This is a genomic window from Pectobacterium fontis (assembly GCF_000803215.1).
Classification (GTDB): domain Bacteria; phylum Pseudomonadota; class Gammaproteobacteria; order Enterobacterales; family Enterobacteriaceae; genus Pectobacterium; species Pectobacterium fontis.
This window is the reverse complement of record NZ_JSXC01000056.1, coordinates 1-26,638: the sequence shown is the minus strand read 5'-3', so window position 1 is coordinate 26,638 and position 26,638 is coordinate 1. Positions and strand designations below refer to the sequence as shown.

The following is a 26,638-nucleotide window of genomic DNA, read 5'->3' as shown; positions in this document are numbered from 1 at the left end:
TCTGGTCGCGACTAATACAAGTAATGTGTATTGCGGTACTGTTTCACCCAGCTAATCGGTATTTTCTAAATAATTACGATTTCCATGCCCATATTGAAATTATCTTTCCGCTATAGCCTGGTTCAAGGCCATCGATGGTTATCCACTTGCTATTTAGGTACTCTTTCTTTATTTGTTTGTTAGACTTACTGAGGAATTCCAGTGATTGGGCCACGTAGGAGGCTGGAGAATAATTAGTTCCAGCACCTGTACCCATTGGGACAGGTGAAGCTTCTGATGTGTATTCGCTGTGTATTTTTTCCCATTCTTCTGGGAGCTTATCTTGTATGATCATGCATATTTGATAAGCCGATAAATAATGACCATTTTCATCTTTAATGATCTGAATTAGTGCATCTGATAAATCATTTAATTTCATATTAATGGTTCCATCTTTATTGATAAAGGTGAGCACTGAACAGATAGGAATCTATGTGTAGATTTTATTCATACAATATTGCAACACCGCACTATACGCGCTAAATTCCCCAAAGATACCAAGCCTCGCCTTAAAAAGCGGGGCTTTTTTGTTTTCTGCTTCAGGAATCCCATGGCGACCATCGATATCACCACAATGCGCGGAATGATGCCACGCGTTGTTGAACACCTTTTGCCTGAATCTAACGCGACGGTGGCGGAGAGTTGTCACTTTCGGCATGGCGTCATCACGCCGATGTTGGATGATACCGATCAGGGCAAGACCTTTGCGTTCAAGCCCAAAACCATCTTCCACTATCGCGATAACTTCTGGTTTGCCTGGAACAAGATTGTTGATGCGATCCGCAGTCCGGTCGCCAATGATGATTATGGGCGTGTTTACTACACCGATGATGAATTTCCGAAGGTTACCTCTTCGCAGATTGCGACGGGCGGCAACGGCAATTATCCCTCGGCATTTTTCCGTCTTGGTGTTCCGGTGCCTGCGAACCCGATTGTCATTGGCACCATCACGCCACCGGCTGACGTTGAAGAGGATGATCCAACAGATGACGAAACGCGCTTCTACACCGAAACCTACGTTACGGCATACGGTGAAGAAGGTGCGCCAGCGCCAGCGTCTGCGGAGTTGACGATAACGTATTCTGGGAGTTCGGTGGAACTGCATCTGCAACCACCCGGACAGCAGAACAACAACATCACCAAGCGCCGTATTTATCGATCTGCAACCAGTAGTCAATCGGCGGATTTTTTATTGGTGGCCGAGCTGGATATTGCCGTCGGTGTATTTGTTGACGACCTGTCAGATGCTCAGCTTAGTGCTTCACTGGAGACTTACGACTATTACATGCCGCCGGATGGCATGATCGGCTTATGCATGATGTCGAACGGTATTGCTGCCGGGTTTAAAGGCAATCAGGTGATGTTCAGTGAAGCCTATTTGCCTTACGCATGGAAAGATGGCAACAAGCAGACCACACAGGATGATGTTGTGGCGATCGCGCCAGTAGGCACAACGCTGGTCGTTGGCACGAAAGGTATCCCCTCTATTTTTTCAGGTATCACACCGTCGAATATCACGTCAACGCATTCCTTGATCGCGCTATCTTGCGTCTCACGTCACTCAATGGTAACGATGGATGGTTTCGCGTTGTATGCCTCGCCGAATGGCCTGGTTTCTATCAGTGCTGATGGAGCGGCGACGATTGCCACGGCAAATATCGTTGAGGCTAAGCAGTGGCGGAAAGATTTCAATCCGACAACGATCCGAGCCTGGCGCGTGGAAAATGAATATCTGGCGTTGTATGACACCGATAACGGCGTAGCAGGGTTTATCTTCGATCCTGCCAGCATGGATATTCGCCACATCACGACATCGTTTGATACAGCCTATAACGATCCGGCGGGTGACACGCTCTATATCGTGAAAGGGCGGCAGTTGTACACGTTTAACGATGGCGCTTTCAACCTGAATATGCGCTGGCGCTCAAAAGCATACCTGGCTCCGGCGAATACGGCCTTTTCCTGCCTGCGAGTAATGAGTCATGCGTTATCGCACGTCGGCGTCATTCTGCATGTCGATGGTCGCGCAGCGTTGCATTTGCCACCGGGCAGTCTGCGAGAGTCGTTAGTTAAGCTACCGCCTATTCGTGGTAAACGCTGGCAGATTGAAGTCTACGGCAGCGTGCCGGTTGACCGGATTACGTTAGCTACATCAATGCAGGAAATGACAGCATGACGGCTAAGTTCAGAGCGGGTAAAGATCAGTCGGCGGTTTTAGAGAACGTTGAAACACTGACTGGCCAACGTGGTGACGGGCGTAATCGTGCGGTGACGTATGGTGATTTGGCTACGCTCGGTCTGGCTAACCTGCGCCAACTGGGGGGCGGTAAGGTTACCTTAACACCTGGTAATGGTCCGGGGAGCTCTAATTCTGGTGGTGGTGTACAGAAGCCAAGCAAACCCACCAATTTTAAAGCCACAGGCGGGTTTGCTTACGTGCTGCTTGAATGGGATATGCCCAATTATCGCGGCCGGTCGCTGACGGAAATCTATCGTTCTCCTGAAGATAATTTGGCAAATGCGGTATTGATTGCCAGCTCTGCTGCTGGGGTTTACGGGGACCCGGTTGATCCCGACTGGAAAGGGTACTACTGGATACGACACGTTAATGCGCTGGGGGAACCGGGACCGTTCAATGACTCAAAAGGCACGTTCGCACAAACGCATCCTGATCCGGCGGCCATCATTGAGGTGATTAAGGAGCAATTAAATACGTCGCCACTGATTGCCGATCTGACGGAGAAGCTGGAAACAAATACCAAAAATATTGGTACGGTTGATGCAAACGTAAAAATGTTATCTGAGTCTGTTAGTGATCAAAACAGTGCAATGGCAAAGCGGGTAACCGATGTTGAAACGTCATCACAAACCAATGCGTCAGCAGTCAGGGAGTTATCGCAATCGGTATCCGATAAGTTCTCGTCATCAGCGGAGCGTGTTGAAAAGGTTGAGGCTGCGACGAGAGAAAATAATGCAGCGGTGCAGACAAACGCAAAAGCCATCAGTGAAATGGATAAAAATGGCTCAACATCATATCGGGCCATGTGGAGCGCGAAAGCACAAGCCGGAGATGTGACGGCAGGAATTGGTATTGTTGCTGGTCAGGATTCAAGTGGAAATACCATTAGCCAGGTTGCAGTATCAGCCAATCAGTTCTTTATCTTTGATCCTAATAACCCCAACGATAAAACCACCTATGCGATCCCCTTTGCTGTTGTGGATGGCAAAGTGGTTATTGATGAACTGATCGCCAGAGATGCAGTGATAAAAATATTATCCGCGCAAACCATTATTGCAGACAGTGTAAAGGCGGGGATTGAGATCGTTTCGCCGTATATCAAAACAGCGCGGATTGAGAGCGGTGGTTTTACTGTAGATCCGTTAGGGAATGCAACGTTTGGGCAGTTGGTGAAAATATCAGCAGCAGGACAAATTAATATTAAATCTTTAGCGAATGGGAATGGTTTAAATATAACCAATAACGAAATTCTGATTAAGGATGAAAATGGGGTAAATAGAATTGAGATATCTGGCTAATGGCAAAATTTATCATTAGAGACAAGCACGGTAATATCACTCTTGATCTGTCAAAAAGTGCAACGAAAACACTTGGGTATTTTACCGTCGAACCTGGTACATCAAAAACGGTCATCATCCCTGAGCTATTTGGTGGTCGATTATGGGTTTCAGCATCAGCGGAACAAATACAGTTTGATATCGGTGTATTGAGTACACCGCCTAGCGCTGTTGTTAGTGGTAATTCTATTACCGTATCGACGGTAAGGGGGGTACGTTGTTTCTGTATTTATGGAATATATTGAGAATGGCCTTCATTAGAATAACTAATGACGATAGGGTGACACTTATTGATTCTGAGGTATTCAATTTAACATTGGCAGAGAAAGGAGATCTTTCTTTTGAATGGGCACCCGATGAAGGGTGGCATGCTTCTGTTAGTTATACCGCCAAGTCAGATCTACCTCCGTTGATTGCATTATCAGGTTCGACTCATTATATCTCGCTGCTATCAACAAAAAAAACGAACAATACTTACACTTTTACTATCATAGCTATTGATGCATTAGGATATGACCCCTCTATCACGGGTGGCTATTTTATATTTGATGCAGGGGAACTAACGAAAGAAGGTACAGGGAATATCATCGTTAGAAACAAAGATGGCTATGTGACATTTGATAGCGATAAGCAATATTTAACGGTGCATTCGTTGCAAAGTTTCCCAAGCTTTAATTATAGAACTTGGCTCGACCCATTTCCAGATGAGGTAATAGTTGAAACTCCACTGGAAAGAAAATATGCAGTTGTGGTAAATAAAATTGGATATCTTTATGTAGAGCAATCAACCAGCGGTGAGGTTGATTTAACGTGGTATTATGATGGGATACGTGTATCACCTGGGAGTATATCTCGTAAGTTCGACATGTTCGATTCGCGTAATTACAACACCATGGGAGCTAATTTCACCAGAAATAGCACTGATTCGCAATATATGATAGTTGATGTTACAGGATTCTGATCGTGCGTCAGACAGAAATAGAAGGGCTAATCCAGCGTGTAGCTTTAGACAGTCGAGAACCCAATTTAATAAAAAACATCCAGAGCGCCTGCCTTAAAAAGCAGGCGTTTTGCTTTGGTACAGATGATACGCGGATTGTTCTGCGGCCACGGAGTTATTACGGAATCCCGTATGTGGTGGTTTGGTTGGGTGCCAGCACAAGAAAAGATGCATTGACCTATTGGCTGCCTCACGTTCAGGAATTAACGCGTATGGCCGGTGGGCGTTGGGCTGAGTTCTACACGGCAAGAAAAGGGTTCATTCGAGTGGCGCGGCGGCTTGGGTTTGAGCGTCTGCCTGATGAGTTTGGGCTAATGAAATTCAAGATATCGATGTGAGGTGATGCGTGGGAAAAGGTGGCGGTGGCAGTACAGAAGTAAAGGAAACATCGCAGCAAGCGGCAGCGGCTGATGTTGCGCGGCAACAGTGGAATCTCTATCAGAACGAATTGAAGCCCTATGAAAACCTATTCATGGATAAGGTGGAAGGGCTTAACGGACAGCAGAAATACGACGGTATCGCTGGCGATGTCAATCTGGGTTACCAGCAGGAGTTTGGCAAAGTCAGGCGGCAAGCGGCCGATGGTCTTGCATCGGCAGGTGTCGATCCCAGCAGCGGCAAATTCCAGTCAACGCTGAATGATGTTGCTACCGATCAAGTTGCAGGCACGATTGATGCGACGAACCGCTCCCAGACCGATCAGCAAAATAAGTATGTTGCTGGGTTACAGGATGTTCAAGCGATGGGAGCTGGGCAAAAAGCAGAGGCGTTGCAGGGGTTCCAAAGTATTGCCGCTGCATCACAGAAAAAAGCGATATCAGATGCGGAATCGTCATTGGCGAAACAGCAATCGAAGCAGGGATTGACAGGGGCAGTCGGTGGGGCATTGGCTAGCTATGGATTATCGAGTTTGCCTAAGAAAACACCAACACCTACAGGCAGCAGCTCTAGTGGTGTGTTTGGAGTTTCTGATACGCCATTTGGTGGCACGACACACAGTAGTTGGCTAAGTAAGGGGTAATTTATGGGCTACGCATCAGATACTTTTGCTGACGTGACGCGTAAGCAATACGCCGACTGGCAGCAGCGATATTTTCCAAAGCTACAAGGGCTGATGGAGCTATCAACTAGCGGCCAGCTAATGAATAACCAACTAGCACGCGCAGATGCGACGCAGCAGCAGGCGCTGAATACGGCAACAGTTGGCTCGGCTAATCAGCAGGCGCGTTACGGGGCAACTCAGCAAACCAATCAGGGGGATAATAGCTTAGGGCTTAAATCCGCACTCGCCACTGCTGGTGCGAAAAACGGTATTCGTGAGGCGGAAACCGATCGCCAAATGAGCATTTTAACTGGCGGTTCGACTGGACTGCGCGAACTGCTAAATATTGGGAGTGAAACCTAATGGGATACGGATTAATTGATATTGCGGCGCAGACGCGTCAGCAGGCAATGCAAGGTATGCAGCAGGATGCAGAGCTTGAGCAACAGCGCGAAACGGCTAACGAACAACTTAAAGCCCAGCAGAAGCAGGCTGCAAACCAGATGAAAGGGACGATGGCGGGAATGGGGGCGATGGGCGGAGCAGCAATGGGGGCATCCTACGGCTCAGTGGGGGGGCCAATTGGTGCGGTAATTGGTGCAGGGGTAGGGTTGCTGGCTGGTTCATTGTTTTCATAATAGGGGGATTTATGGCTGATTTACGCGGTCTGGCAGATGGCTTTCTGGCTGGATTCAACACGATGGATAATGCGTTACAGCGCCGGGAAGAATCAGAATTACGGCGGCTAATGGTCGATCAAAATCAAAAAAATGACGATCGCCGTTTTGGTCTGGCGCAAGCGCAGTTCGATTATGGTAAAGAAACGGGGTTACGTGATTATCAGCGTCAGACGGAACGCGATAAAGAAGATGATCGTCGATTTGGTTTACGCAATGTTCTTGAGCAACAACAGCTAGGCATTCAGCGTGCGGGGCTAGGAATGCGAGCTCAGGAACTGAATATGCGCAGAGAAGAGCATGATTTCAAGATGGCTCAGACACAACGTCAGCAGCGTATTCAAGATGAATTGCCTTCGGTCAAAATGTTCTATGATCAACTGGAAAAAACGGGCAATGCCGATCCTGAATTATTCAAGCAAATATCGCCTGATAACCCATTGCATCCTAAGCGTTTTATTGGTGACAAAGCGATTAAAAATGTAACAGAGATCAATCGCATTATGCCAGCCGTCCTCAATGGCGACATGGACTACAATGATCCGGCAGCCATTAGTGTTATGAATAACGTGTTATCTGAGCATATCCAGCGTGGAATAGGCGATAAAGACCCGGAAACGGGTAAGACGATTAAGGCAAAAGAATTGGGGTATATTGGATTAACTGAAGATGGCCAACGAGTAATTCCAACCCTGAAAGTTACATACACTGATGGTTCTGTTGCGGATAAACCCATGACCCGCTTTGGTTCGACAGATCCTAATGACACAATTGCGCCCATTGCGTTGCCTCGCCTGATGGAAGAAATTCGAGGTTATAGCCAGATGGTCGGCCAGTTAAATTATGGTGGCCGGGCGAAGTTCTTGAATGACATGGTTAATCCGCCAGATAAGACGGCGGTACGCGAAGAAGCTCGCGGGTTGCGTAAAGACTTGCTGGATATTGCCAAAGCAAGAGCGGAGGCTCTGGCTGATCCAATGGCGCAAGATCCGCAGACTGCTGCGGGGATTAACTCACAATACGACCGGTTGGAGCAGCAAGCGAAAGAGTTATATGGGCAGTCTCAGCAGCAGCCACAACCTCAAGCGAAGGCAAAAGATGGAGGAGGATTGCAAGAGTGGGCAGCAGGCGATCAGGGCAAAGTTGCATTCGCTCAGAAAGCTACCGCCATGGGTGTGCCAATATCATCATTAAGCACTGAGCAATTGGAGGCCAAGTATTTGCAATATACGAAAGGAGTGAAGGCGTCTGCTGATGCGGCTGTAGCTAACCAGTTGCGGCAGGCACAGACTGGTCAGCCAGCGCACCCGCCGTATTATACTGGGAAGTAACGGAATAGGCGCATTGCTGCGCCTATTCCGGTTTGTGATTTTTTTTCGCAAGGAAATGCGTCGTGGAACGCATCGATAACTAAACCATGTTCCCCACACGCGTGGGGATAATCACTCAAATGAAACGGACTTCCAGACGTTTACCCAATGCGGCGGCGTATTTCTGGAGAGTGGCAACCGACGGCGAGTGCTTACCCGTCACCAGTGCGTTTTCCAGCCGAGCCACCGCCGGGGCTTTTGTCCCCATGCGCTCAGCTACCTGCGCCTGCGTCAGCCCAGCCTCGGCGCGAGCTTTGAGAATGGCATCAAGCATTGGCATTTCTTCGCGCTCGATGCGATCGTATTCGGCACGTACGGCGGGATCGGACAGCATTTTTTCGATCATTTGTTCATGCGTTAGCATTTTTGACCTCCTTTAAACGCTTCTCGGCAAGCCGTCGCTCTTTTGACGGTGTCTTGTCGGTTTTTTTCACAAAACTGTGCAGCATTACGATTCGGCGACCAACCAATGTGCAATAGAACACTCGGGCGATGCCTTCAGCGCCCTTTAAGCGCAACTCGAAAAGACCGTTACCGAATGCCTTAGTGTGCGGTTCTCCCAGATTAGGACCGCTACTTAGCATTCGGATCGATAGCGCAGAATAGCGGGCCTGTAATGTTGTTGGCAGTCCCATAATGTCGGTCTGCACATCTTTGCTGTAATAGTGGATAGTGTACGGCATGCGTGGATGTTAACAAATATGTTATTATTGAGCAAGTGTCGAATGGAGCCTCTTCCCATTCGTACCAATACGCGCTAAATTCCCCAAAGATACCAAGCCTCACCGTTAATTCGGTGGGGCTTTTTTTTGCCGAAATTTTGGAGTCCGTAATGGCCTACGATCCACAACAGCAGCGCCCCGAACAGCAAGTGACGAACAGCAACCGCCAAGCCCTCAATATTCAGCAACCGGGGGAACCATCCGACTTTGATCGCCAGTTCTTTTCGGCTGAGAATTGGAATAAGCCAGTTGTTGAGCCAAAAGCGACACTTGGCGATTACGGTAAATCCATTGCAGCAGCACCCTTTGAGTTTGTACAGGGCATAGCGCAGCTTCCAGTTGGTTCTGCTCATGCTGCGAAAGATTATGCTAAAAATGATAAAAACATATCCCGCCTGAGTCTATTCGACCAATTGTATGTAAAGCGTGTTTTGAGCGAAGCAACCAAAGGCTCAGATTTGGTATTCGGCCCTATCGAGAATATTGCAGGTAGTTTCGCCGACTCAATCAAAGATTCGATGACTGAGGGGGGCAAGCAAGCTGCCGCTCAAGAATTTGTAAAAACGGAGCATGACAATAATGGAGATATCACTGGTTTTAGTGCAGGCGAAGGATTGTTCAATATTGATTCTTGGGTGATGAATGCCGCTCCGTCCCTTGCTCAGATGTTTAGTGCTGCTGGTGCTGCGAAGATTGGTACAAAAGGCATACAGCGAATGATTGAAGAGGGTACCTTTAATCGTTTAAGTAAGACCATGACAGAAGATGCAGCGAGGGAGGCAGCGAGAAAAACGGGTGAAGCGGCGAAGGCTCGGGCGCAGAAATATGGGTTTATTGCTGGAATGTCAGGCTCAGCTCAAGGTCAGGGCGGCATCGATATGCGGGAGCAGGTCAATAACTTGTCATTTAATGAGCTAGTGGGAAGCTCTACATTTCAATCTGCATTTAGCGAAATTGATGCCAACCCAGACAACTCCAGCCTATCCGACACCCAAAAGCTGGAATTGGCACGCGCTCAGGTGGCAGAACAGACCGCCAATGCTGTGACTACCGATCCCCGATTGTTGGCAGTGAATATTGCGGCGTCAACGCTGGGCGATCATACGCTACTCTCGTTGCTGACCAAGAAAACCGCTGCAAATGGTATCTTATCTGGGGCAGCAAAAGGGGCAGTTTTTGAAGGAACCACTGAATTTGCTCAGGGTTCCGGCCAACGCTATGCTCAAAACGAACAACTTATTGATACTGCTGGTCAGAATATTGATCCAATGCAAAATGTGTTGGAAGTCGGGGCAAATAATGCGGTTCTTGGGGTAGGGATGGGCAGCTCTATCGGTGCCGCCGGCGGTATGCGCGGTCGTAATAGCCATTCAGCCTCTGAAGCGAACCAAAATACCGATACCAGTCCGACAGCAGAACAATCTACGCCCGTTCAGTCGCAGCTTTCTCCTTACGACGAAGCCACGCAGCGTTATGCCGCGATGGATCGTGCTGCGGTGTTGCGTGAATACGCCAACGCCGATTTATCTAATAATGCCGATGCTAAACGTGCGGCAAATGAACGGCTGGCAGGGATCGATCGGGAAGATAGCGTTAGCCAGTTTGCGGAGAAATACCAGCAGCAATCTGACGATGAGTTACTGGTGACGTACCGCGATTTGAATGAAAAAGCCAAACGCAGCGACGAAGAACAAATGCAGTATGAGGCAGCTCGAACCGTGCTATCTCAACGCTTGGGCGTTACTCAGCCGCAAGTTGGTGGTACAGAAACCCATGTTAATGGGGCTGAGCAGCAGACTGCTGAAAGTAATGGCTCTTCTATTTCCGTTACCCAGAGTGCTGATAATCCACAGCTTAACTCTGATAATGTCGCTGGCACACCACAAAGCCATATTGATGAATTTCGTGATACACCTGCTTATCTCCGGCAAGATCCGCGCATTCAAGGGTTCGCTGAATACAGTGACGTGCAGCAGGCACTTGCAGAGCAACAAGATTCACCTACCGCTGAGCAACTCATTCGTCAGCAGATTGAGCAGGGCGATCAGGGCTATTCACCGCAAGAACTGGAGGCACTGGAACAGGCTGAACGCATTATCGCCGCACGTCGTCCACGCCTTCCTGCACCTGGTCAAACGTCAGTGATCGCTATGCCGGGAGAAGTCAGGCAGCCCGCTGGTGATGATAGTCAGGCAGGAACCGGCCCACAATTTGATTCGGGGCAGCAGGTACGCGGGCAAGAATTCATCCCAGCCGAACGCTCTCCGGCTATGAATGAGGTTGGCCGTGCTCATCAGACGTATGACGGCGAAGCAGTGCCAACCAATGCCATTGAAGATAAAAATATTATCTTCTCTGGTTCGCCGACTATCGATGAGGGTCAGACGGCGCAGCCGCCGCAGTTTACCGAAGGGGAAAGCCGATCCCAACGGCAGACGCGGGAATTTAGTGATGCCATGGGAGTTAACGATCAGGAGACATTGCCCGATCAGCGCCAGCGAGTTGCTGGCGTGCCCGTTGATGCACAAACGGAAGCTTATGCGCGTGGGGAGCCCGTGGGGGAACTGAAATTTTACCAACGCGATCGCCCATTCAGCAACGAACATGTCGCTAAGCATTCCAAATGGGGGAAAATGCCCGGAGCCACGGTAGAAGAAGTAGATGGTGGTTATGCGGTGCGGTTGCCATCAGAACGAGTAAAAGACACTATCACACTTCCTTCTGGTGAAGTTCTTACTGTAACGATGGATCCTGATGTACCTGGATCTGCCATATTAACAACCGAAGATGGAGGACGGATTGGCTTAAGTGCAACACAGGTCGATGGGATCAAAAGCGAGCTTGCTGGAGACCGTCCCGTGAGTGGTGGCATTGGTGATCTTGCTCGGCTTAACGCAGCACTGGAGCGCATTCGCACCCATACTGAGCATCGCGGCTATCCATTATTCCCAGTTGATGCAATGCGCCGCGATACTGGCGAGAAAATAAAGGCTTGGGCGATTCAGACACAACCAAATAGCCCCATTAAGATAGCGCCGAAACTTTTTGATACCCGAGAGGAGGCGATATCTTACGCTGATCGTCTGGCGGATCGGGATGAAAGCAATGCGGCATCCCGATCCAAGCGTGACTCGGAACGTAAAGAGAAAGATTCGGCCGAGGCAGTAAAACGGGTACTAATTGACGAGTTTCTTGATGCCCAGACTTTCAGCCCCATGCAGCGCGGGAAGGCTGATAAAACGTTACAGGAAATGGTTCACTATTCTGAGTTTGATCGCCCTATGACGAGATCTGAAGTTGTTCAGCGGATGGTAGATCGAGGCTGGCACCCAGAAAATGCGCAGAAAACGTCTGAAAACGGAAAGGCAAAGACGTCGTACCGGATTGTTTCTGATGATGGCGATCTCTATAACGTGACAAAAACGGAGCATGATTTTGCCGCTCATCTGATTGCTAGACGTTCATCCAAGAAAAATACCGGTATGCTCTACTCCCGCACCAAATCATCTGGCTTGCAAACCGAATCCACCGCCTTCAAGCTCTGGTTCGGTGATAGTAAGGTGACTGATTCTGATGGGCGCCCATTGGTGGTGTACCATGGCACCGGTAGCGATTTTGAGCAGTTCATGAACACCCATCGAGGTGCTGGCGGTGAATCAGCCAAGCGCGGATTCTTCTTCACAGCGTCGCCGGAGGTCGCCAGCAGCTACGCGGAAGAGACACCGGAGTTTCAGCGGAATCGTGATTACGAACGCGCACAGCGGCTTATGGATTCGGGTAAGTACGAAGAGGCCGAAGCGCTGGAGCGATCACTGGAATTCGATGACTATACAGGCGGCATGGCCCCGAATGTTATGCCGACCTATCTGTCTATCCAGAATCCGGCAGTGGTGGATTTTGGTGGCCGAGCCTACGACTCTAACCGTGATAATCTGAGCTCTATTATCGATAAGGCCAGACAGGAAGGGCGTGACGGCGTTATTTTCAGAAACATTGATGACGCACCCGGCGTCGGCATTAAATACGCCGATCATTATGTGGTTTTTCGCCCAGAGCAGATAAAGAGCGCCATCGGCAACCGGGGCACTTTCGAGCCGGACGCTCCTAGTATCCTTCACTCTCGAAGCCAAAACCGCTCACCGCAAAACGCCTCCAAATCTGGGGGCGTTTCTGTTTCTGGGGCTGATATCGGCGGCGGCAACATTATTCATGACGGTAGCTTTAGTCGTGATGGTAGCAAGCCTGAAACTGGCATGTTGCGCGACCGCGTACAGCTTGCGGCTGACGGTTTTGTTTCCCACCTGAACGGGGCGGCCAAAATTAAGGTAAAAGCGGTACAGACGCAGGCCGAAGCTGCCGCGCTGATGCCTAATGGCATTCCAGAGGAATTTGGTACGGTTCACGCTATTTATCAGCCGGAGCTGAGCCGTGTGATTGTCATCGCCGACAATATTGCCAACGCCCGTGAACTGCGTGCCAAGCTGCGTCATGAAGTGATTGCGCACCATGGCTTAGCGTCAGTGATTGGTGATGTGGAATATGACCGCATCATGCGTGTGCTACACCAGACGCGGGACAGCCAGAATAAAACCATTCAGGATGTCTGGCGACAAGTCGAGCAATCCTACGGGCAGGAGTCGTTAGAAACACAGGCGAATGAGTTTCTGGCGCATATGGCAGAGCGTACCGAGCTAACGAAGCTGGGCGGTGTCTGGGATCGATTCGTTACGCTGCTGACCAACGCACTGCGCAAAGCTGGCGTGTTGAATCCCATGGATATTACGCCAGCGGAGATCCGCAACATCCTGCGCACCATTACTGGACGCTTCCAGAAAACGGCGATGTATGCCAACGAGCAGCCAGGCACCCGTGAGTTCGATAATACTTTCTCGCGTACCGACGCACTTTATTCCCAGTGCAACGATAGCGTTGATCCGCTGAAGCCGCTGCCACAAGAAGCGGAGCGATACCGTGCCGATCTTGATCGCGCTATGCGGTCGCTTAAATCCGCCGATGTACCAGTCAAGTTGGGGCGCACACCGCCTGTGCTGCGAGCGCTGGACGCACCTAATTTGGACATGGTCATCACGCGGGACACCGTGCGCAAAGCAACCAATGGGGTGAAGCATGATGCTCCTCTGGATGTAATCGCACGATTACCAGAGTTGATGCACGATCCTCTAGCGATATACCGCTCGGCGACTCAGAACGATGCTGTCGTGATGCTGCTTGAAGCTCAGGACATGAACAAGAATCCAGTAGTTTCAGCGGTTCATATGAGTGCGAAGAGCGGTTTTATTGAAGTAAATCGAATCGCTTCCGTTTACGGCACTGTGGGGGGAATGTCGAAAGTTCAGGGAATGGAAGATGCTGGTCTTGCGCTGTATCGTCGAGAAAAACAAAACCCTGAATGGCTTCGTTCCAGAGGGCTTCAATTGCCCAAGGAGAACACCGTTCAGGGTTCTAAACCTGAATCCGGTACGACCCAAGGGCTTCAATTGCCCCAGCGTGGTTCACCAGATCAAGGCTCAGGTCAAAATATACTCTCTTCCGCTGATATCCGCAAGAACAAGACGCTGTACTCCCGCTCTGCCAATCCAGCAATGGACGCCGAAACCAGCCGTAAAATGGGCTTCAACGTCGAAAAAGGCTGGTTTGATAAAGCTAAAGACTTCTATCAGATGGCATCCGACAGTGACCGAGCGGATCTAAAGCAGTGGTGGCAAGAAACCTTCCGCAAACTGAACACGAAAACCTTTGACGGTCTGGCGCCGTTAAAATACGCCGAAGATGCGGCGGGTAAATCTGATGCGATGGTTTCCGGCTACACGGCGGCGCGTATGTCGGCGGGTTCTGGCTCGGTGACGGCGGCCGTTCTGGAACATGGTCTGGTTCGCTATAACAAAAATGAGGGAATCACCGAGCGCATTCCCGGTACGGGCAAAGCGGATTCCTTAATGGGGATTCTGGACGGACTCGGTAACCACCGTGAAAACTTTCTCAAGTGGATCGCCGGTCACCGTTCTGAGCGCCTGATGGCTGAGGGTAAAGAGAACAACTTTACCGCTGATGAAATTGCCTACATGAAGTCCCTGAATCGTGGCAATGAAAATCTGTTTGCTGATCAGAAGGTAAAATACGATGCGTTCATCAAGTCTATTATCGACTTGCAGCAGGATATGGGGCTGATTGATCCTGAGAGTCGGGCAACATGGGAAGATGCCTGGTATCTGCCTTACTATCGTGAAGCGGAAAATGGCGAAACACACGGCCCGTGGACGACACGCGGCATTGCCAATCAGAGCAGCACAATCCGTAAGCTGAAAGGCTCTGACCTCACCATTAAAGACCCGATTGAAAACCTGTTCAACTACGTTGCTAAGTCGGTTGATGCGTCGATGAAAAACGAGGCTATGCGCCGTTCCATCGTCAATCTTGGGGATACTGGGGTAATCGATATTATTGAAAACCCAAACCAGATTGATTACCAGCGTCTGAATTTGAAGAAAGACACGGTTAAGGTTTTTGTTGACGGTAAAGAGCAACTGGCTCGTATCAATGACCCTGACCTTTACCGCGCCTTTACGATGATTGATCTGGAACGCAGCAAATCTCTGTTTATGCGGGCTGCGCGACAGGCCAAGCGCGTGTTAACCATTGGCACCACATCCATGCCAGACTTTATTATCCGCAACTTTATACGCGACTCGGTTCATTCGTGGGCAATTAATAAGGATGGATTTAAAGCGATACGCTCGTCATGGGATGGATTGAACAAGGCGATGCGAACAGATAGCACCTTGGTTGATATGATGTTTGCCGGTGCGACATTCGGCGGTGGCTATTCAAACGTCTATGATCCGGGCGGCACAGCGTCCAACATCCGTAAAGTGCTGCGCCGCAAGGGCTATAAAGACAGCCAGATCCGTGAGTTTGAATCATCCATCGTGCGCAATAGCAAGGAGGCGATGGATAAAATGGGCGTGGCGCTGGAGAAATACCGGAAAGTCAGTGAAGGGGCGGAGAATGCCAACCGTGTAGCCACCTATGATGCCGCGCTAAAGGCAGGAAAGAGTAAGGCGCAGGCCGCATTTGAATCACGCGACCTGATGGATTTCAGCATGCAGGGTTCCAGTAGTCTGGTGATTGGCCTGTCAGATATGGTGCCTTTCTTTAATGCCCGTTTGCAGGGCATGAGCAAACTGGGGCGGGCGATTAAAGATGACCCGCGTGAAGTGTTGAAGCGTGGCGGTTATATCGCGGGGCTATCGCTGGCGCTACTGGCGATGAACTGGGGAGATGAACGTTACGAAGAGCTACAGGATTGGGATAAAGATGCGTACTGGCACGCATGGTTTGGCGATCAGCACATCCGTATACCTAAACCGTTTGAAATTGGTTTGATGTTCGGCACATTGCCTGAGCGTTTTGCTCGTGCATTGGGTGGAGAGGATACACCAGGGAAGTTTGGCAAAGTGATGGCTCATAACTTCTTTGAGACTATGGCGTTTAACCCCATCCCGCAGGTCACTCGGCCCATTATCGAAACCTTTGTCAATTACGATTTCTTCAAAGGTGGGCCGATTGAGGGCATGGCAGATAAGAACGTGATTGCCGGAGCCAGATTTAACGATCAAACCAGCTTGTTGATGCGTGAAATCGGCGAATCGACGAACCTATCCCCCAAAATGCTGGATCACATCATTACCGGGTACACCGGGACACTGGGATCGTACATTCTGGGGGCAACAAACATCATCATGCGCAATCTGGGCGACAACGGAGAATCAGCATCACTACGCGTTGATGAATTACCCGTCATCAAAGCGATTTTCCGAGGCTCAGACCCGGCAAAATCCACGCAATTCACGGAAGATTTTTACCAGATGATGACAAAGGTCAACCAGATTAACAGCACGATTAACGACTATCGTAAGCAGGGGCGTCATGATGATGCCAACGAACTGTTGCAGGATAACCGCGAAAAACTATCGCAACGCAAGGCGTTCACGGCGACGCAAAAGCAGGTGAAACAACTCAATGACCAAATAGAGCTGATCAGGATTGATCGTATCTTAACGGCAGACCAGAAGCGGGAGCGGATTGATCGCCTGATGGCGAAACGGAATATGCTGGTTCAGCAGACGGTGAAGCGAGTACATCCGTATTTCGATAAATAATCTTCCCCTGTCAGCCAAGATTATAACCTTGGCTAAACCCTATTATCTTTGCTTACTTAAATTTATCTTTGCAGTCGGATAGGTCTTTGAATTTATTTTTCTCAACCCATGTGTATTTGAAGGCGTCGCCGACTAAATATTCCTTCATATAGAAACCGTCCCTTTGTTCATAAATTGGCTGATCGTAGATGTGTCGGCCAATTTCTATTCTCCCCCAACATGTGGCTGGATTTTGGGGAGTGGTGCATGCTGTGGTCAGTAAAGGTAATGCAAACAAGCAGAGATATTTCTTCATAAATTATTTCCGTGCTAATTATTTATTGATCTTATTCGCTTTCAACGCTGATTAACATTCTATTTCAGGCAATTGCGAATACACATTACTAAAGTCAGGAAAAGCAGAAAACCAACGATGCCGAGAATGATGCTGGTATTGCTATCCAGATGCATTCGGCACTTACCAGTTACCAGGCACGCGCCAATGATAAACGGCGCTGAGAGCGCCGGATGTACAAGCACCATAACGGCCGCCAGAATTAGGCACAGAATGAAGGCTACAGATGACATGTTATTAGTCCGTTAAATTTGTTAAGAGGTGAAATTGCAGGCAATTTATGGGGGAAGGTATTCAGTAAAATACAAAGTAGCTCACTGTTTTCTATCGATATTTATCTTAATGAAAACGATGCTGTTCAATGCGCTATTTTCTATTTTTCTTTATATAATTCATTGTGTTGTGGTTTTTCCTTCAATCTACTGCTGCGTCACCTGCAATGGTTCGAAGCGGCTGACCTGATTGTTAAGGGCGTTGAAGGCGCGATCAAGAACAAGACCGTGACTTACGATTTCGAACGTCTGATGGAAGGCGCTAAGCTACGGAAATGTAGTGAGTTTGCGCAGGATATTATCGATAATATGTAATCTGCTGCTAAGTAGAGATGGATGTCAGGGGCCAATTCGGCCCCTTTTTTATGGACACAAAAACAATGGGTACAAATGTGTACCCATTCTCTTCATTACAATCATTATTATTCTTGAATATTTTTTGTCGTATTTAAAACTGTGTGTTGGATGAATTTTTTTTCGTAGAGCAATACCTTGCCCCAGTTTAGTAATATGAATGAATTATGCCATTGTTATTAAAAATAGAGTTATTTCTAAATAATCTATATTATTATTCCGTGGTGTTTTATTTGTTATCTTTTACATTATTCCTGAGTTTGTTGTTTCGCCTGTAATTCCTCTTTTCGCATCGTTCTCACAATTTTATAAATCCATTGCAGTGACACATTATATTTTTTAGCCAGAATGCTGTGATTGCGTCCGTCAAATTCCTCATAAATTTGCCGATCGCGTTGAGAGGCACGCCATGAAATTCCCATCGGGAAATAAACGTTTTGCCCGCCCCATACGGTCATCATATGTTTGGCTACGGCATTACCGACCAGCTCGGCTGTTTGCAGATCTAACTCGGTGACGTTTTTGACCGTATCGGCAACGTGTTGAGAAAGTTCGATCAGAAGCTCGGGACCTTTACTACGAAATTGTGGTTCAGTCATAAATCACCTGTGGTTATGTATTTTGTTACTCACATGAAAACTTGGTTATTTTCTTTGCCGCGACTATCTGCTGTTATGTGTTCATTTAAAACTATAGTTGTTTTAGTGTCAACATCTTTAGTTTTAATTAATCGGGTTTTGGGTTGTTAATGGACACACTGGGAGCGTGAAGTGCATGTAAAGGGGGACGGTAGGAAAGCAAAAAAAATCCCGCCATAGGGCGGGAAAGCAACACATAGACAGGGTGAATAACGCAACATCAACAAGGGATGGCTAAACAATAGCACGATGATTGTATAAAACTGTTGTGCGTGGGTAAGGTTATCTGGGCGAGGGTAAACGTTTTTGAGGTGTGGAACAAAACCGATGAGCGTATTCGCTCACCGGCTTTAGGGATGAAAAGCGATAGTGCTGTAAGTAAAAATCACTTATATCGTGTTACAACAGTACCGAATACCAGAACACACGACCGATAATCTCGACGTCTGCTTCGTAGGCTTCTTCATCAGCATCGCGGTTAAAGCTATGGATGACGAGAAGGCCACCTGGTTTGCGGTAAATCTGTTTGATTCGCTTGAGCTTATCGTTGCCGCTGCCCTCCTGAGCAATGGCGTAGAGCTTTCCATCAATGATGCGCTTGTTGTTAGTATCCACTGCGACGGTGGTGCCATCGGGAATGATGGGTTCCATACTGTCACCCGCAGCCGGGAAACAAAGAACGCCTGAACCATCCGTATTGGCACCAACCTTACGCAGGGTGGCTTTGGAAAAACGGAGCTTAAAGCCGTTGTAATCCTCACTTTGAATGCGTCCGTCGCCGCAGGCAAACTCAATATCCTTTAAAAAAGGCACTTCCACCTCGTCCTCTGATAATTCTGTCGTGCTGTCCCAAGCGGATACGGTGCCCCATTCTGATGTTGGCGGAATGCTCGATTCCTGAAGTGATCGAACCACCCTGTCGTCACGCATTGGGCCTTCGCCATTTGCCAACCATTCAGGGCGAATATGCAGTGCATTGGAAAGTTCAACAATTTTGGTTGTTTGCGACGCTTTCCCCACCTCAATCTTCTGTATGGCGGCCTGAGATACACCAATCATGTCACCAAGCGCTTTTTGGCTAAGCCCTTGTGCAGTCCTGGCGGTCTTTAATCGTTCTGCAAGTGTCGTTTTCATTCGTTCAATTTACAACCTAGGTTGTAATTTATCAAGTGGATATTATTCTTGTTTAAAAAAACTAAAGCTATGTATTGTTGGTGTGCAAAGAAAATCATAAATACAACCATTAAAACAATTTAAGTTGTTATTCCACATGGGAAACCCGTGTGGAGGTATGAGATAGCATCCAAATAATGCGATCGGCTGACTATTAAAAATCCTAATAAATGTCAGGCCGTCATAGTATCGTCTTATTCAATCCACTAATTTGACTTAAACATGTGTGTCACTTGATCTAAATCACAATCCGACCAGATGCATTTTGCTTTTATGGAAATCCCGTTATGGGAAATATAACCAATAAATTCGTTTCATTAAGCATGCGCATGACTGCGTGTCGCGGAGGATATATGTCTGTAATTCGCACGTGTTTAAATTTGTTTGGTGGTGATACGGTAATTATCCGGTGTGCTAATACATTTGAAGTGCAAATGAGCAGTAGTGAACAGGAAGCCATGACAGATGAAGATAGTTCTACACAGAGTTCTATTCTCCGTCATGCGGAGGGGGAAGTATATTTAACTGTGCCTTATACGGGGATTTGGGATGTGGTAATTCGAGCGAAAAATGATACTCCAGAGCATTCAATAACCTATTTTCCTGCCTGATGTTTCTTTGGTTGGTTATATTCTGTTAATAATATTGAAGGTGTTTTTTGATTATCTGGTGGTGAGTGTTTGAATATACCAACCTTATTTTTCGTTTTATCTCTTTATCGCTGCACATTGTGAGTGCGTCGATATCTTTCTATTTCTTTTTTCACCTATCATCCTAATTTATTTTTCCATTTGTTACTATTAATGATTCGAAGGGGTGATAGAGTCTGGATCCTTTGCCATACTCAACATTCAACGATCATGTGCCTGGGGTTTTTGTTGAGAAAAGGCGAATTGGTTTTATTCACGCTGGCCTGCTGCTCTTATCGTGCTAATTGTTGCAACATATTGTATTTGTATATAAATTTTTGTCTAATCTGAACATTAATACGATGGGAGGGGGGAACTCATGAGCCGTGCCCCAGTAAGCAAAGATGAAAACAAACGTCTTGCTGCTCTTCGTGAGTATGGCATTAAGAACGTACTATTCGACCCGAGTCTAAGTAACCTGATTAGTCTGGCCGCTAACATTTTTAGTGCGCCTATTGTGCTGGTGTCCTTGGTTGAGGCTGAGCGTCAACTGTTTGCTGCCAGCGTGGGGGTTCCCTTTTGTGAAACGTCGCGTGATATCTCTTTTTGTGCCCACACGATCCTAAAGAAAAAGATCATGGTGGTGCCTGATGCGCTCAAGGATGCGCGTTTCAAAAATAATCCACTGGTTGTGGGGATTCCCTACATTCGCTTTTATGCGGGTATTCCATTAATTACGTCGTCCGGGCATGCCATCGGTACATTGTGCGTTATTGATCTGAAACCCAGAGCGGTATTCACTAAGCGTGATGAGCACAACATGCAGGATCTGGCTTCGTTGGTCATGGATAAGCTGGAAATGCGACGCTTGGAACTGGCACGTAATGCCAGTCAGATACGTTTTGAAAATATCGCGAATACTTCGCCTGATACGATTTTGTGCGTGAATGAGAAGGGGATGATTACCTTCTGGAATACCGCTGCGGAAAATATGCTGGGATACCATGACGAGGACATTATTGGCCGCAGTATTAATACCATTGTGCCAGATGCCTTTATCGTGCAGCTCAACCATTTGGTCACCGACCGTGATTCTCTGATGAAAGGCGTGACGCTGGAACTGAATGTACAAGCGAAAGGTGGCAGTCTGGTTCCTGTCGAGTTGTCGGTTTCTATGTGGGAGGACAACAACAATATTAGTTATGGCGCAATATTACGTGATATTACCGAGCGCCGGCACAATGAAGAACGGCTGTTTTTGCTGGCACATATGGATCCGCTAACGGGGCTGGCAAATCGGACGTTACTGACATCCAAGCTGGAGACTGCGCTAAAGAATGAGCCGACATTCTGCATCATGATGGTCGATCTGGATGGGTTTAAAGATGTTAATGACAGTCTGGGGCATTCCAGTGGTGATGATATTCTGGTGCATGTCGCTAAAAAAATAAAAGCGACGGTACGTTCCGGCGATATCGTGGCGCGAATGGGAGGCGATGAGTTTGCGCTGCTATTCCCCGGCCTGAATGATAAAAAGGTGGCGGGCAAAATTGCTGAGCAAATTATTCATGAAATTTCGCAGGCAATGATTATTGACGATCACCGAATCAATATTAGCGCCAGCATTGGGGCCGTACTGTATCCTGACTATGGATTGACGGTACAGGATCTCTTGACCAGTGCGGATTTAGCACTGTATCAGGCGAAATCCGAAGGGCGAAATTGTTACCGCTTTTTCACACGGGATCTGCTTGAAGCCTTTCAGGCCAAGCATGCGTTTCAGCTCGAATTTGTGCGTGCTTACGAACAGAATGAGTTTGAGATGTTCTATCAGCCGCAGGTAAAACTGGCAACAAATGAGATTGTTGGCGCGGAGGCTTTACTGCGTTGGCATCATCCCGAAAGAGGATTACTTGGTCCGGCCGCATTCCTGACTGCGCTGGAAAATGGTCCGTGGGCAGAGCGAATTGGTGATTGGATCGTAGAAACGGCATGTAAACAGGCTGCTGAGTGGTGTCAGGCTAGCGACAACGATTTTCGTATCAGCATTAACCTTTTTAGCGCACAGTTTCGTACCGGTATGTTGGCGCAAAAGACAATGGATACCCTTGCTCGAACAGGGTTGCAGCCAAGCTCGTTGGAGCTGGAGATCACGGAAAACATTATCTTGCGTTACGATGAGAATATGATGCAACCACTGAAGGAATTGCGCGAAGCAGGGATCGGGATTGCATTTGACGACTATGGGACGGGCTATGCGTCGCTTAGCATGCTTAAAAATTATCCGGTAACGCGATTAAAGATCGATCAAACCTTTGTCAGAACCATGTGTGAATCTCCACCGGATGCGGCGATTGTTCGGGCGATCCTATACCTTGGAAAAAGTTTTGGTTTGGGCGTCATTGCCGAGGGTGTGGAAACATTAGAGCAGAGTGAGCGGCTGCGGAGCAAAGGGTGTGAGGAAGCACAGGGATATTTGTTTGGGCATCCGATGCCTGCGGAAGAATTTACCCAGTTGCTGAAATTGAATAAGTCGATAGATGTATAACACCGCATTGCGACCCTAATCTCTCCAGAGAGCCAGCCTCCGCTGGCTTTTATATGTTCCGGTTTCTGGTTTTCATTCCCGGCTTTCCACACGGTTAACAGACTAAAAAGTGGAATATGGATCACATTTTTTTTATAGTGCAGGCTTGTAACCCCGTACCGGATGTCCTGTGCACGAAATATTTGAGATGCTCCTTGCGGTTTTTGACCGCGCTGCCCTAATGTTGATTTGTCTGTTTTTCCTGACAAGAACGCGCCAGTTCCGGCAATTGCTGCAAAAAGAGCAACATTCGCCGAGAGAGCGAGCGACGGTGACAGCCATCTTTTCACTATTTGCGCTGTTCGGTACATATTCCGGTATTAATGTTGAAGGCTCGCTCGTCAACGTGCGGGTGATTGCCGTGATGTCCGGCGGTATTCTCTTCGGCCCTTGGGTGGGGATTGCGACCGGTATCATTGCAGGAGTGCATCGTTATTTAATTGATATCGACGGCATCACCTCCGTACCTTGTCTGATAACCAGTATCATCGCGGGTATCACATCCGGCTATATCAATCAGAAAGTCAAAAAAGAGCAACAGTGGAGCATCGGCATTCTGGGCGGAATGTTGTGTGAATCGTTAACTATGCTGCTGGTGGTGGCGTGGGCGACGCCTATTGAACTCGGATTGGATATTGTTTCAAAAATTGCTGTGCCGATGATTCTTGGCTCCGTTTGTATTGGCTTGATCGTATTGCTCGTGCAAAGTGTGGCGAATGAAAAAGAGATGATTGCCGCCAGACAGGCCAAGCTTGCCCTCGATATCGCACACAAAACGCTGCCGTATTTCCGCAATATCAACAGTGATTCACTGACGGCCATTTGTCGGATCATTCGTACTGAAATTAGTGCAGACGCGGTGGCGATAACCAATACACAGCACATTCAGGCTTATGTGGGGATTGGGGAAGAGAAATATAATATCGGTCACGACATTATCAGCCCAATGACGCAGCAGGCGATTCATGATGGAAAAATCATCATTAAAAATAATGATGAACAGCATCTGACGCCGGAAATTCATTCGATGATCGTCATTCCGCTGTGGGAACATGGGCAGGTGACTGGCACGCTGAAGATTTATTATTGCCACGCACATAAAATAACCTATTCATTACGTGTGATGGCCGTCGGTTTATCGCAAATCATGTCGACGCAAATTGAAGTTTCTCGCACCGAGCAACTGCGTGATATGGCAAATAAGGCGGAGCTGCGAGCGCTGCAAAGTAAAATCAACCCGCACTTTCTTTTTAATGCATTGAACGCGATCTCCTCGTCTATTCGTATTAATCCCGATACTGCACGCCAGTTGGTGATCAATCTGTCTCGCTATTTGCGCTATAACCTCGAGCTTAATGACGATGCGCTGATCGATATAAAAAAAGAATTGTACCAAATTCAGGATTATATCGCGATTGAGCAGGCACGGTTTGGTGCCAAGCTAACGGTGATTTACGATATTGACGACGATCTGGCCTATAAGATCCCCAGCTTATTAATTCAACCGCTGGTGGAAAACGCGATTGTGCACGGCATTCAGCCTTGCAGAGGAAAAGGAACCGTGGTGCTGTCCGTGAAGGAGCAGGGCGATAAGTTGTTGGTCGCGGTAAAAGATACGGGGAACGGCATTAGTCAGGAAACCATGGATCGCGTCGCGCGCAATGAATTACCGGGGAATAGAATTGGTCTGCTAAATGTTCATCACCGGGTGCGTTTGCTCTATGGCGATGGACTGCATATTCGCCGTCTGGAACCGGGGACTGAGATTTATTTCTATATCCCGCGTGAAGATAAAATCCCATCGGCGTTACCGGATACCGTTCAGGTGCCGCCGCCGGGATATTCTGCTGCTGAACAAACCGGAGGCAACCCATGAAGGCGATTATTGTTGAAGATGAGTTCCTCGCGCAGCAGGAACTGAGTTACCTCATCAAAGAGCACAGTGATATTACGATTGAGGCGATATTTGATGACGGGTTGGATGTACTGAAGTATCTGCAACATAACGAGGTCGATGCGATCTTTCTTGATATTAATATTCCGTCATTGGACGGTGTATGGCTGGCGCAAAATATCAGCAAATTTACGCACAAGCCTTACATCATTTTTATTACGGCGTACAAAGAACATGCGGTTGAGGCGTTTGAAGTGGAAGCCTTTGATTACATTCTCAAGCCGTATCATGAATCTCGCATTATCACGATGCTGCGTAAACTGGAAACGACCTGGCAACAACGGAAAGTTGCATCCGCACTTGAAACGGGGACACCGTCTTCTGCACTGAGAAGTGCGCAGCAAACGATTAATCTGATGAAAGATGAACGCATTATCGTTACGGATATTAATAATATCTATTATGCCGCCGCACAGGAGAAGGTCACGCTGGTTTATACCCGGCGTGAGGAATTCATCATGCCGATGAATATTACGGAGTTTTGTAGCCGTTTGCCGGAAGAGTACTTCTTCCGCTGTCATCGTTCATATTGTGTCAACCTGACGAAAATCCGTGAAATTGTACCTTGGTTTAACAATACCTACATCTTGCGACTGAACGATCTGGATTTCGAAGTCCCGGTAAGCCGGAGCAAGATAAAGGCCTTCAGGTCATTGATGCGCCTTTAAAGGCATTTCATTCCGCGTTTCAGGCATCTCATTCCCCATTCGATCAAACACTGTCAGCCCGCTTGTATACTGGCCTCAGCCCATAAGCTGACCGTGTTTTGATTCACATCAGCTTATATTTTTTAGCGTGCCGAGTGAATCGGACTCATTTTTGATGTAGGGGAAAACCCATGAATACTAAACCTGTTAATCGGGGATTGATTGTCCTCGGGACCATTATCACCCAAATGGGACTCGGCACGATTTACACCTGGAGTTTATTCAACCAGCCGCTGGTGGATAAATTTGGCTGGACGCTGAGTGCTGTCGCGACGACATTTTCCATCACCAGTTTCTGTCTGGCCTTTGCGACGTTGTTTGCCGGGAAATTTCAGGAACGTATTGGCCTGCGTCGCTTGACGATGATCGCTGGTATCGCGCTGGGGGCCGGGCTGATGGCTAGCGCAGTGAGTCCGTCGCTGACGCTGATTTATCTGTTGATGGGAGTGGTTGTCGGCTTTGCTGACGGCACGGCGTACATCACGACATTGTCCAATTTAATCAAATGGTTCCCGAATCGTAAAGGGTTGATCGCCGGTATTTCTGTGGGTGCCTTTGGCACCGGAAGCCTGTTGTTCAAATACGTAAACAGTTTCTTGATTGCGGAAGTCGGCGTGTCAGAAGCCTTTTTCTACTGGGGCATTATCGTCATGGCGATGATTCTGGTCGGTAGTTCACTGCTGAAAGAACCTGCCGCGGCACCAGTGCAAAAAGCTGCGGTTCAGGGGCAGGCACGAGATTTCTCACTAGCCGAAATGTTGGCAACCAAAGAATCGTATTTGCTGTTTATTATTTTCTTCACCGCGTGCATGAGCGGGCTGTATTTGATCGGTATTGTGAAAGATATTGGTGTGCAAATGGCCGGAATGGATATGGCGACGGCCGCCAATGCCGTGTCGGCGATTGCGATTTTTAATACCGTTGGGCGTATTGTCCTTGGGGCACTTTCCGATAATGTCGGGCGTATGCGGGTGATCAGTTTTACGCTGTTCGTAACGATTCTCGCGGTATCCGTGATGACCTTCCTGCCGCTTAACCCGCTTCTTTTCTTTATCTGTGTCAGTGCGATTGCTTTCTGCTTTGGTGGCAATATCACCGTGTTCCCGGCGATTGTCGGCGATTTCTTCGGCTTGAAGAATCACAGCAAAAACTATGGTGTGATTTATCAGGGATTCGGCATCGGCGCACTGTCTGGCTCGTTTATCGCTGCGCAGCTAGGGGGCTTCCAGGCCACATTTACGGCAATCATCATTATGTCCGTCGTCTCGTTGCTGATTACGTTGTGGATCAAACCGCCTAAGCACCAACCTGCCGTTGCCGCAATGCGTGCAGACATGACTCCCGCGCAGAGCTAATAGAACACTGTGGCGGGTAGATGATGTTC

The 26,638-nt window shown here is 48.1% G+C and carries 21 protein-coding genes and 1 pseudogene; 16 read left to right on the top strand and 6 right to left on the bottom strand.

All coding sequences use genetic code 11. The features are described from left to right. Positions 1-73: 73 nt before the first annotated feature. Positions 74-418, bottom strand: a complete 345-nt coding sequence (locus tag OI69_RS17565) for a hypothetical protein (protein WP_039353507.1) — start codon at positions 416-418, stop codon at positions 74-76. A 171-nt stretch (positions 419-589) separates the two neighbouring features. On the opposite strand from OI69_RS17565, the gene OI69_RS17560 reads away from it, so the two are divergent. The 9 genes from OI69_RS17560 to OI69_RS17525 are packed head-to-tail and all read left to right on the top strand — an operon-like array spanning position 590 to position 7,665. After that, a complete protein-coding gene (locus OI69_RS17560; protein WP_039353504.1) occupies positions 590-2,215 on the top strand; it encodes a hypothetical protein in 1,626 nt (541 codons plus the stop codon). Next, complete coding sequence (locus OI69_RS17555; protein ID WP_039353501.1) at positions 2,212-3,576, top strand: phage tail tip fiber protein; 1,365 nt, start codon at positions 2,212-2,214, stop codon at positions 3,574-3,576. Before OI69_RS17560 ends, OI69_RS17555 begins: the two co-directional genes overlap by 4 nt. Next, positions 3,576-3,860, top strand: a complete 285-nt coding sequence (locus OI69_RS19935; RefSeq protein WP_154715579.1) for a hypothetical protein — start codon at positions 3,576-3,578, stop codon at positions 3,858-3,860. Before OI69_RS17555 ends, OI69_RS19935 begins: the two co-directional genes overlap by 1 nt. Positions 3,861-3,862: 2 nt before the next feature. Beyond that, positions 3,863-4,576: a hypothetical protein gene (locus OI69_RS17550; protein WP_039353498.1), complete on the top strand. Its 714-nt coding sequence runs from the start codon at positions 3,863-3,865 to the stop codon at positions 4,574-4,576. 2 nt (positions 4,577-4,578) lie between these two features. Next, entirely contained in the window at positions 4,579-4,953 is a 375-nt protein-coding gene (locus tag OI69_RS17545) for a hypothetical protein (RefSeq protein ID WP_039353495.1), read from the top strand. Between the two features lie 8 nt (positions 4,954-4,961). After that, on the top strand, positions 4,962-5,636 hold the full coding sequence (locus tag OI69_RS17540; protein ID WP_039353492.1) for a hypothetical protein: 675 nt from the start codon (positions 4,962-4,964) through the stop codon (positions 5,634-5,636). Between the two features lie 3 nt (positions 5,637-5,639). Continuing rightward, the gene (locus OI69_RS17535; protein WP_039353488.1) at positions 5,640-6,020 is read left to right on the top strand and encodes a hypothetical protein; all 381 of its coding nucleotides are present in this window, start codon (positions 5,640-5,642) and stop codon (positions 6,018-6,020) included. Continuing rightward, positions 6,020-6,295, top strand: a complete 276-nt coding sequence (locus tag OI69_RS17530; RefSeq protein WP_039353486.1) for a bacteriocin — start codon at positions 6,020-6,022, stop codon at positions 6,293-6,295. The genes OI69_RS17535 and OI69_RS17530 overlap by 1 nt, the downstream gene beginning before the upstream one ends. Positions 6,296-6,306: 11 nt before the next feature. Further along, complete coding sequence (locus tag OI69_RS17525) at positions 6,307-7,665, top strand: DUF4670 domain-containing protein (RefSeq protein WP_235319717.1); 1,359 nt, start codon at positions 6,307-6,309, stop codon at positions 7,663-7,665. A gap of 115 nt (positions 7,666-7,780) precedes the next feature. On the opposite strand, the gene OI69_RS17520 is transcribed toward OI69_RS17525, so the two are convergent. Beyond that, complete coding sequence (locus OI69_RS17520) at positions 7,781-8,068, bottom strand: helix-turn-helix domain-containing protein (protein ID WP_039353484.1); 288 nt, start codon at positions 8,066-8,068, stop codon at positions 7,781-7,783. After that, positions 8,055-8,288 carry a type II toxin-antitoxin system RelE/ParE family toxin gene (locus OI69_RS19515; protein ID WP_235319719.1) on the bottom strand — a complete coding sequence of 78 codons (234 nt, stop codon included), beginning with the start codon at positions 8,286-8,288 and terminating at the stop codon, positions 8,055-8,057. The genes OI69_RS17520 and OI69_RS19515 overlap by 14 nt, the downstream gene beginning before the upstream one ends. Positions 8,289-8,536: 248 nt before the next feature. On the opposite strand from OI69_RS19515, the gene OI69_RS18885 reads away from it, so the two are divergent. After that, on the top strand, positions 8,537-16,606 hold the full coding sequence (locus OI69_RS18885) for an LPD38 domain-containing protein (protein ID WP_052198397.1): 8,070 nt from the start codon (positions 8,537-8,539) through the stop codon (positions 16,604-16,606). A 52-nt stretch (positions 16,607-16,658) separates the two neighbouring features. On the opposite strand, the gene cor is transcribed toward OI69_RS18885, so the two are convergent. After that, positions 16,659-16,901 carry a phage exclusion lipoprotein Cor gene (cor, locus tag OI69_RS17510; RefSeq protein ID WP_039353479.1) on the bottom strand — a complete coding sequence of 81 codons (243 nt, stop codon included), beginning with the start codon at positions 16,899-16,901 and terminating at the stop codon, positions 16,659-16,661. 458 nt (positions 16,902-17,359) lie between these two features. On the opposite strand from cor, the pseudogene OI69_RS20370 reads away from it, so the two are divergent. Then, a pseudogene (locus tag OI69_RS20370) lies at positions 17,360-17,527 on the top strand (NADP-dependent isocitrate dehydrogenase); the annotation flags it as partial. A 287-nt stretch (positions 17,528-17,814) separates the two neighbouring features. Here the strand turns inward: OI69_RS20370 and OI69_RS17495 are convergent. Next, positions 17,815-18,165 (bottom strand): Mor transcription activator family protein, encoded by a 351-nt coding sequence (locus tag OI69_RS17495; RefSeq protein ID WP_039353473.1) that lies wholly within the window; start codon positions 18,163-18,165, stop codon positions 17,815-17,817. Between the two features lie 438 nt (positions 18,166-18,603). Then, entirely contained in the window at positions 18,604-19,338 is a 735-nt protein-coding gene (locus OI69_RS17490) for an XRE family transcriptional regulator (RefSeq protein ID WP_039353470.1), read from the bottom strand. A 326-nt stretch (positions 19,339-19,664) separates the two neighbouring features. On the opposite strand from OI69_RS17490, the gene OI69_RS19505 reads away from it, so the two are divergent. The 5 genes from OI69_RS19505 to OI69_RS17470 all read left to right on the top strand — a co-directional run bounded on the left by OI69_RS19505 (position 19,665) and on the right by OI69_RS17470 (position 26,609). Beyond that, positions 19,665-19,988, top strand: coding sequence for a hypothetical protein (locus OI69_RS19505; protein WP_235319716.1), 324 nt, complete (start codon positions 19,665-19,667; stop codon positions 19,986-19,988). A 397-nt stretch (positions 19,989-20,385) separates the two neighbouring features. Beyond that, entirely contained in the window at positions 20,386-22,554 is a 2,169-nt protein-coding gene (locus OI69_RS17485) for a sensor domain-containing phosphodiesterase (RefSeq protein ID WP_039353466.1), read from the top strand. 169 nt (positions 22,555-22,723) lie between these two features. Further along, positions 22,724-24,469 carry a sensor histidine kinase gene (locus OI69_RS17480; RefSeq protein ID WP_039353464.1) on the top strand — a complete coding sequence of 582 codons (1,746 nt, stop codon included), beginning with the start codon at positions 22,724-22,726 and terminating at the stop codon, positions 24,467-24,469. Then, on the top strand, positions 24,466-25,215 hold the full coding sequence (locus tag OI69_RS17475) for a LytR/AlgR family response regulator transcription factor (RefSeq protein ID WP_039353461.1): 750 nt from the start codon (positions 24,466-24,468) through the stop codon (positions 25,213-25,215). Before OI69_RS17480 ends, OI69_RS17475 begins: the two co-directional genes overlap by 4 nt. Before the next feature lie 170 nt (positions 25,216-25,385). After that, positions 25,386-26,609: an L-lactate MFS transporter gene (locus OI69_RS17470; protein ID WP_039353458.1), complete on the top strand. Its 1,224-nt coding sequence runs from the start codon at positions 25,386-25,388 to the stop codon at positions 26,607-26,609. Positions 26,610-26,638: the final 29 nt, after the last annotated feature.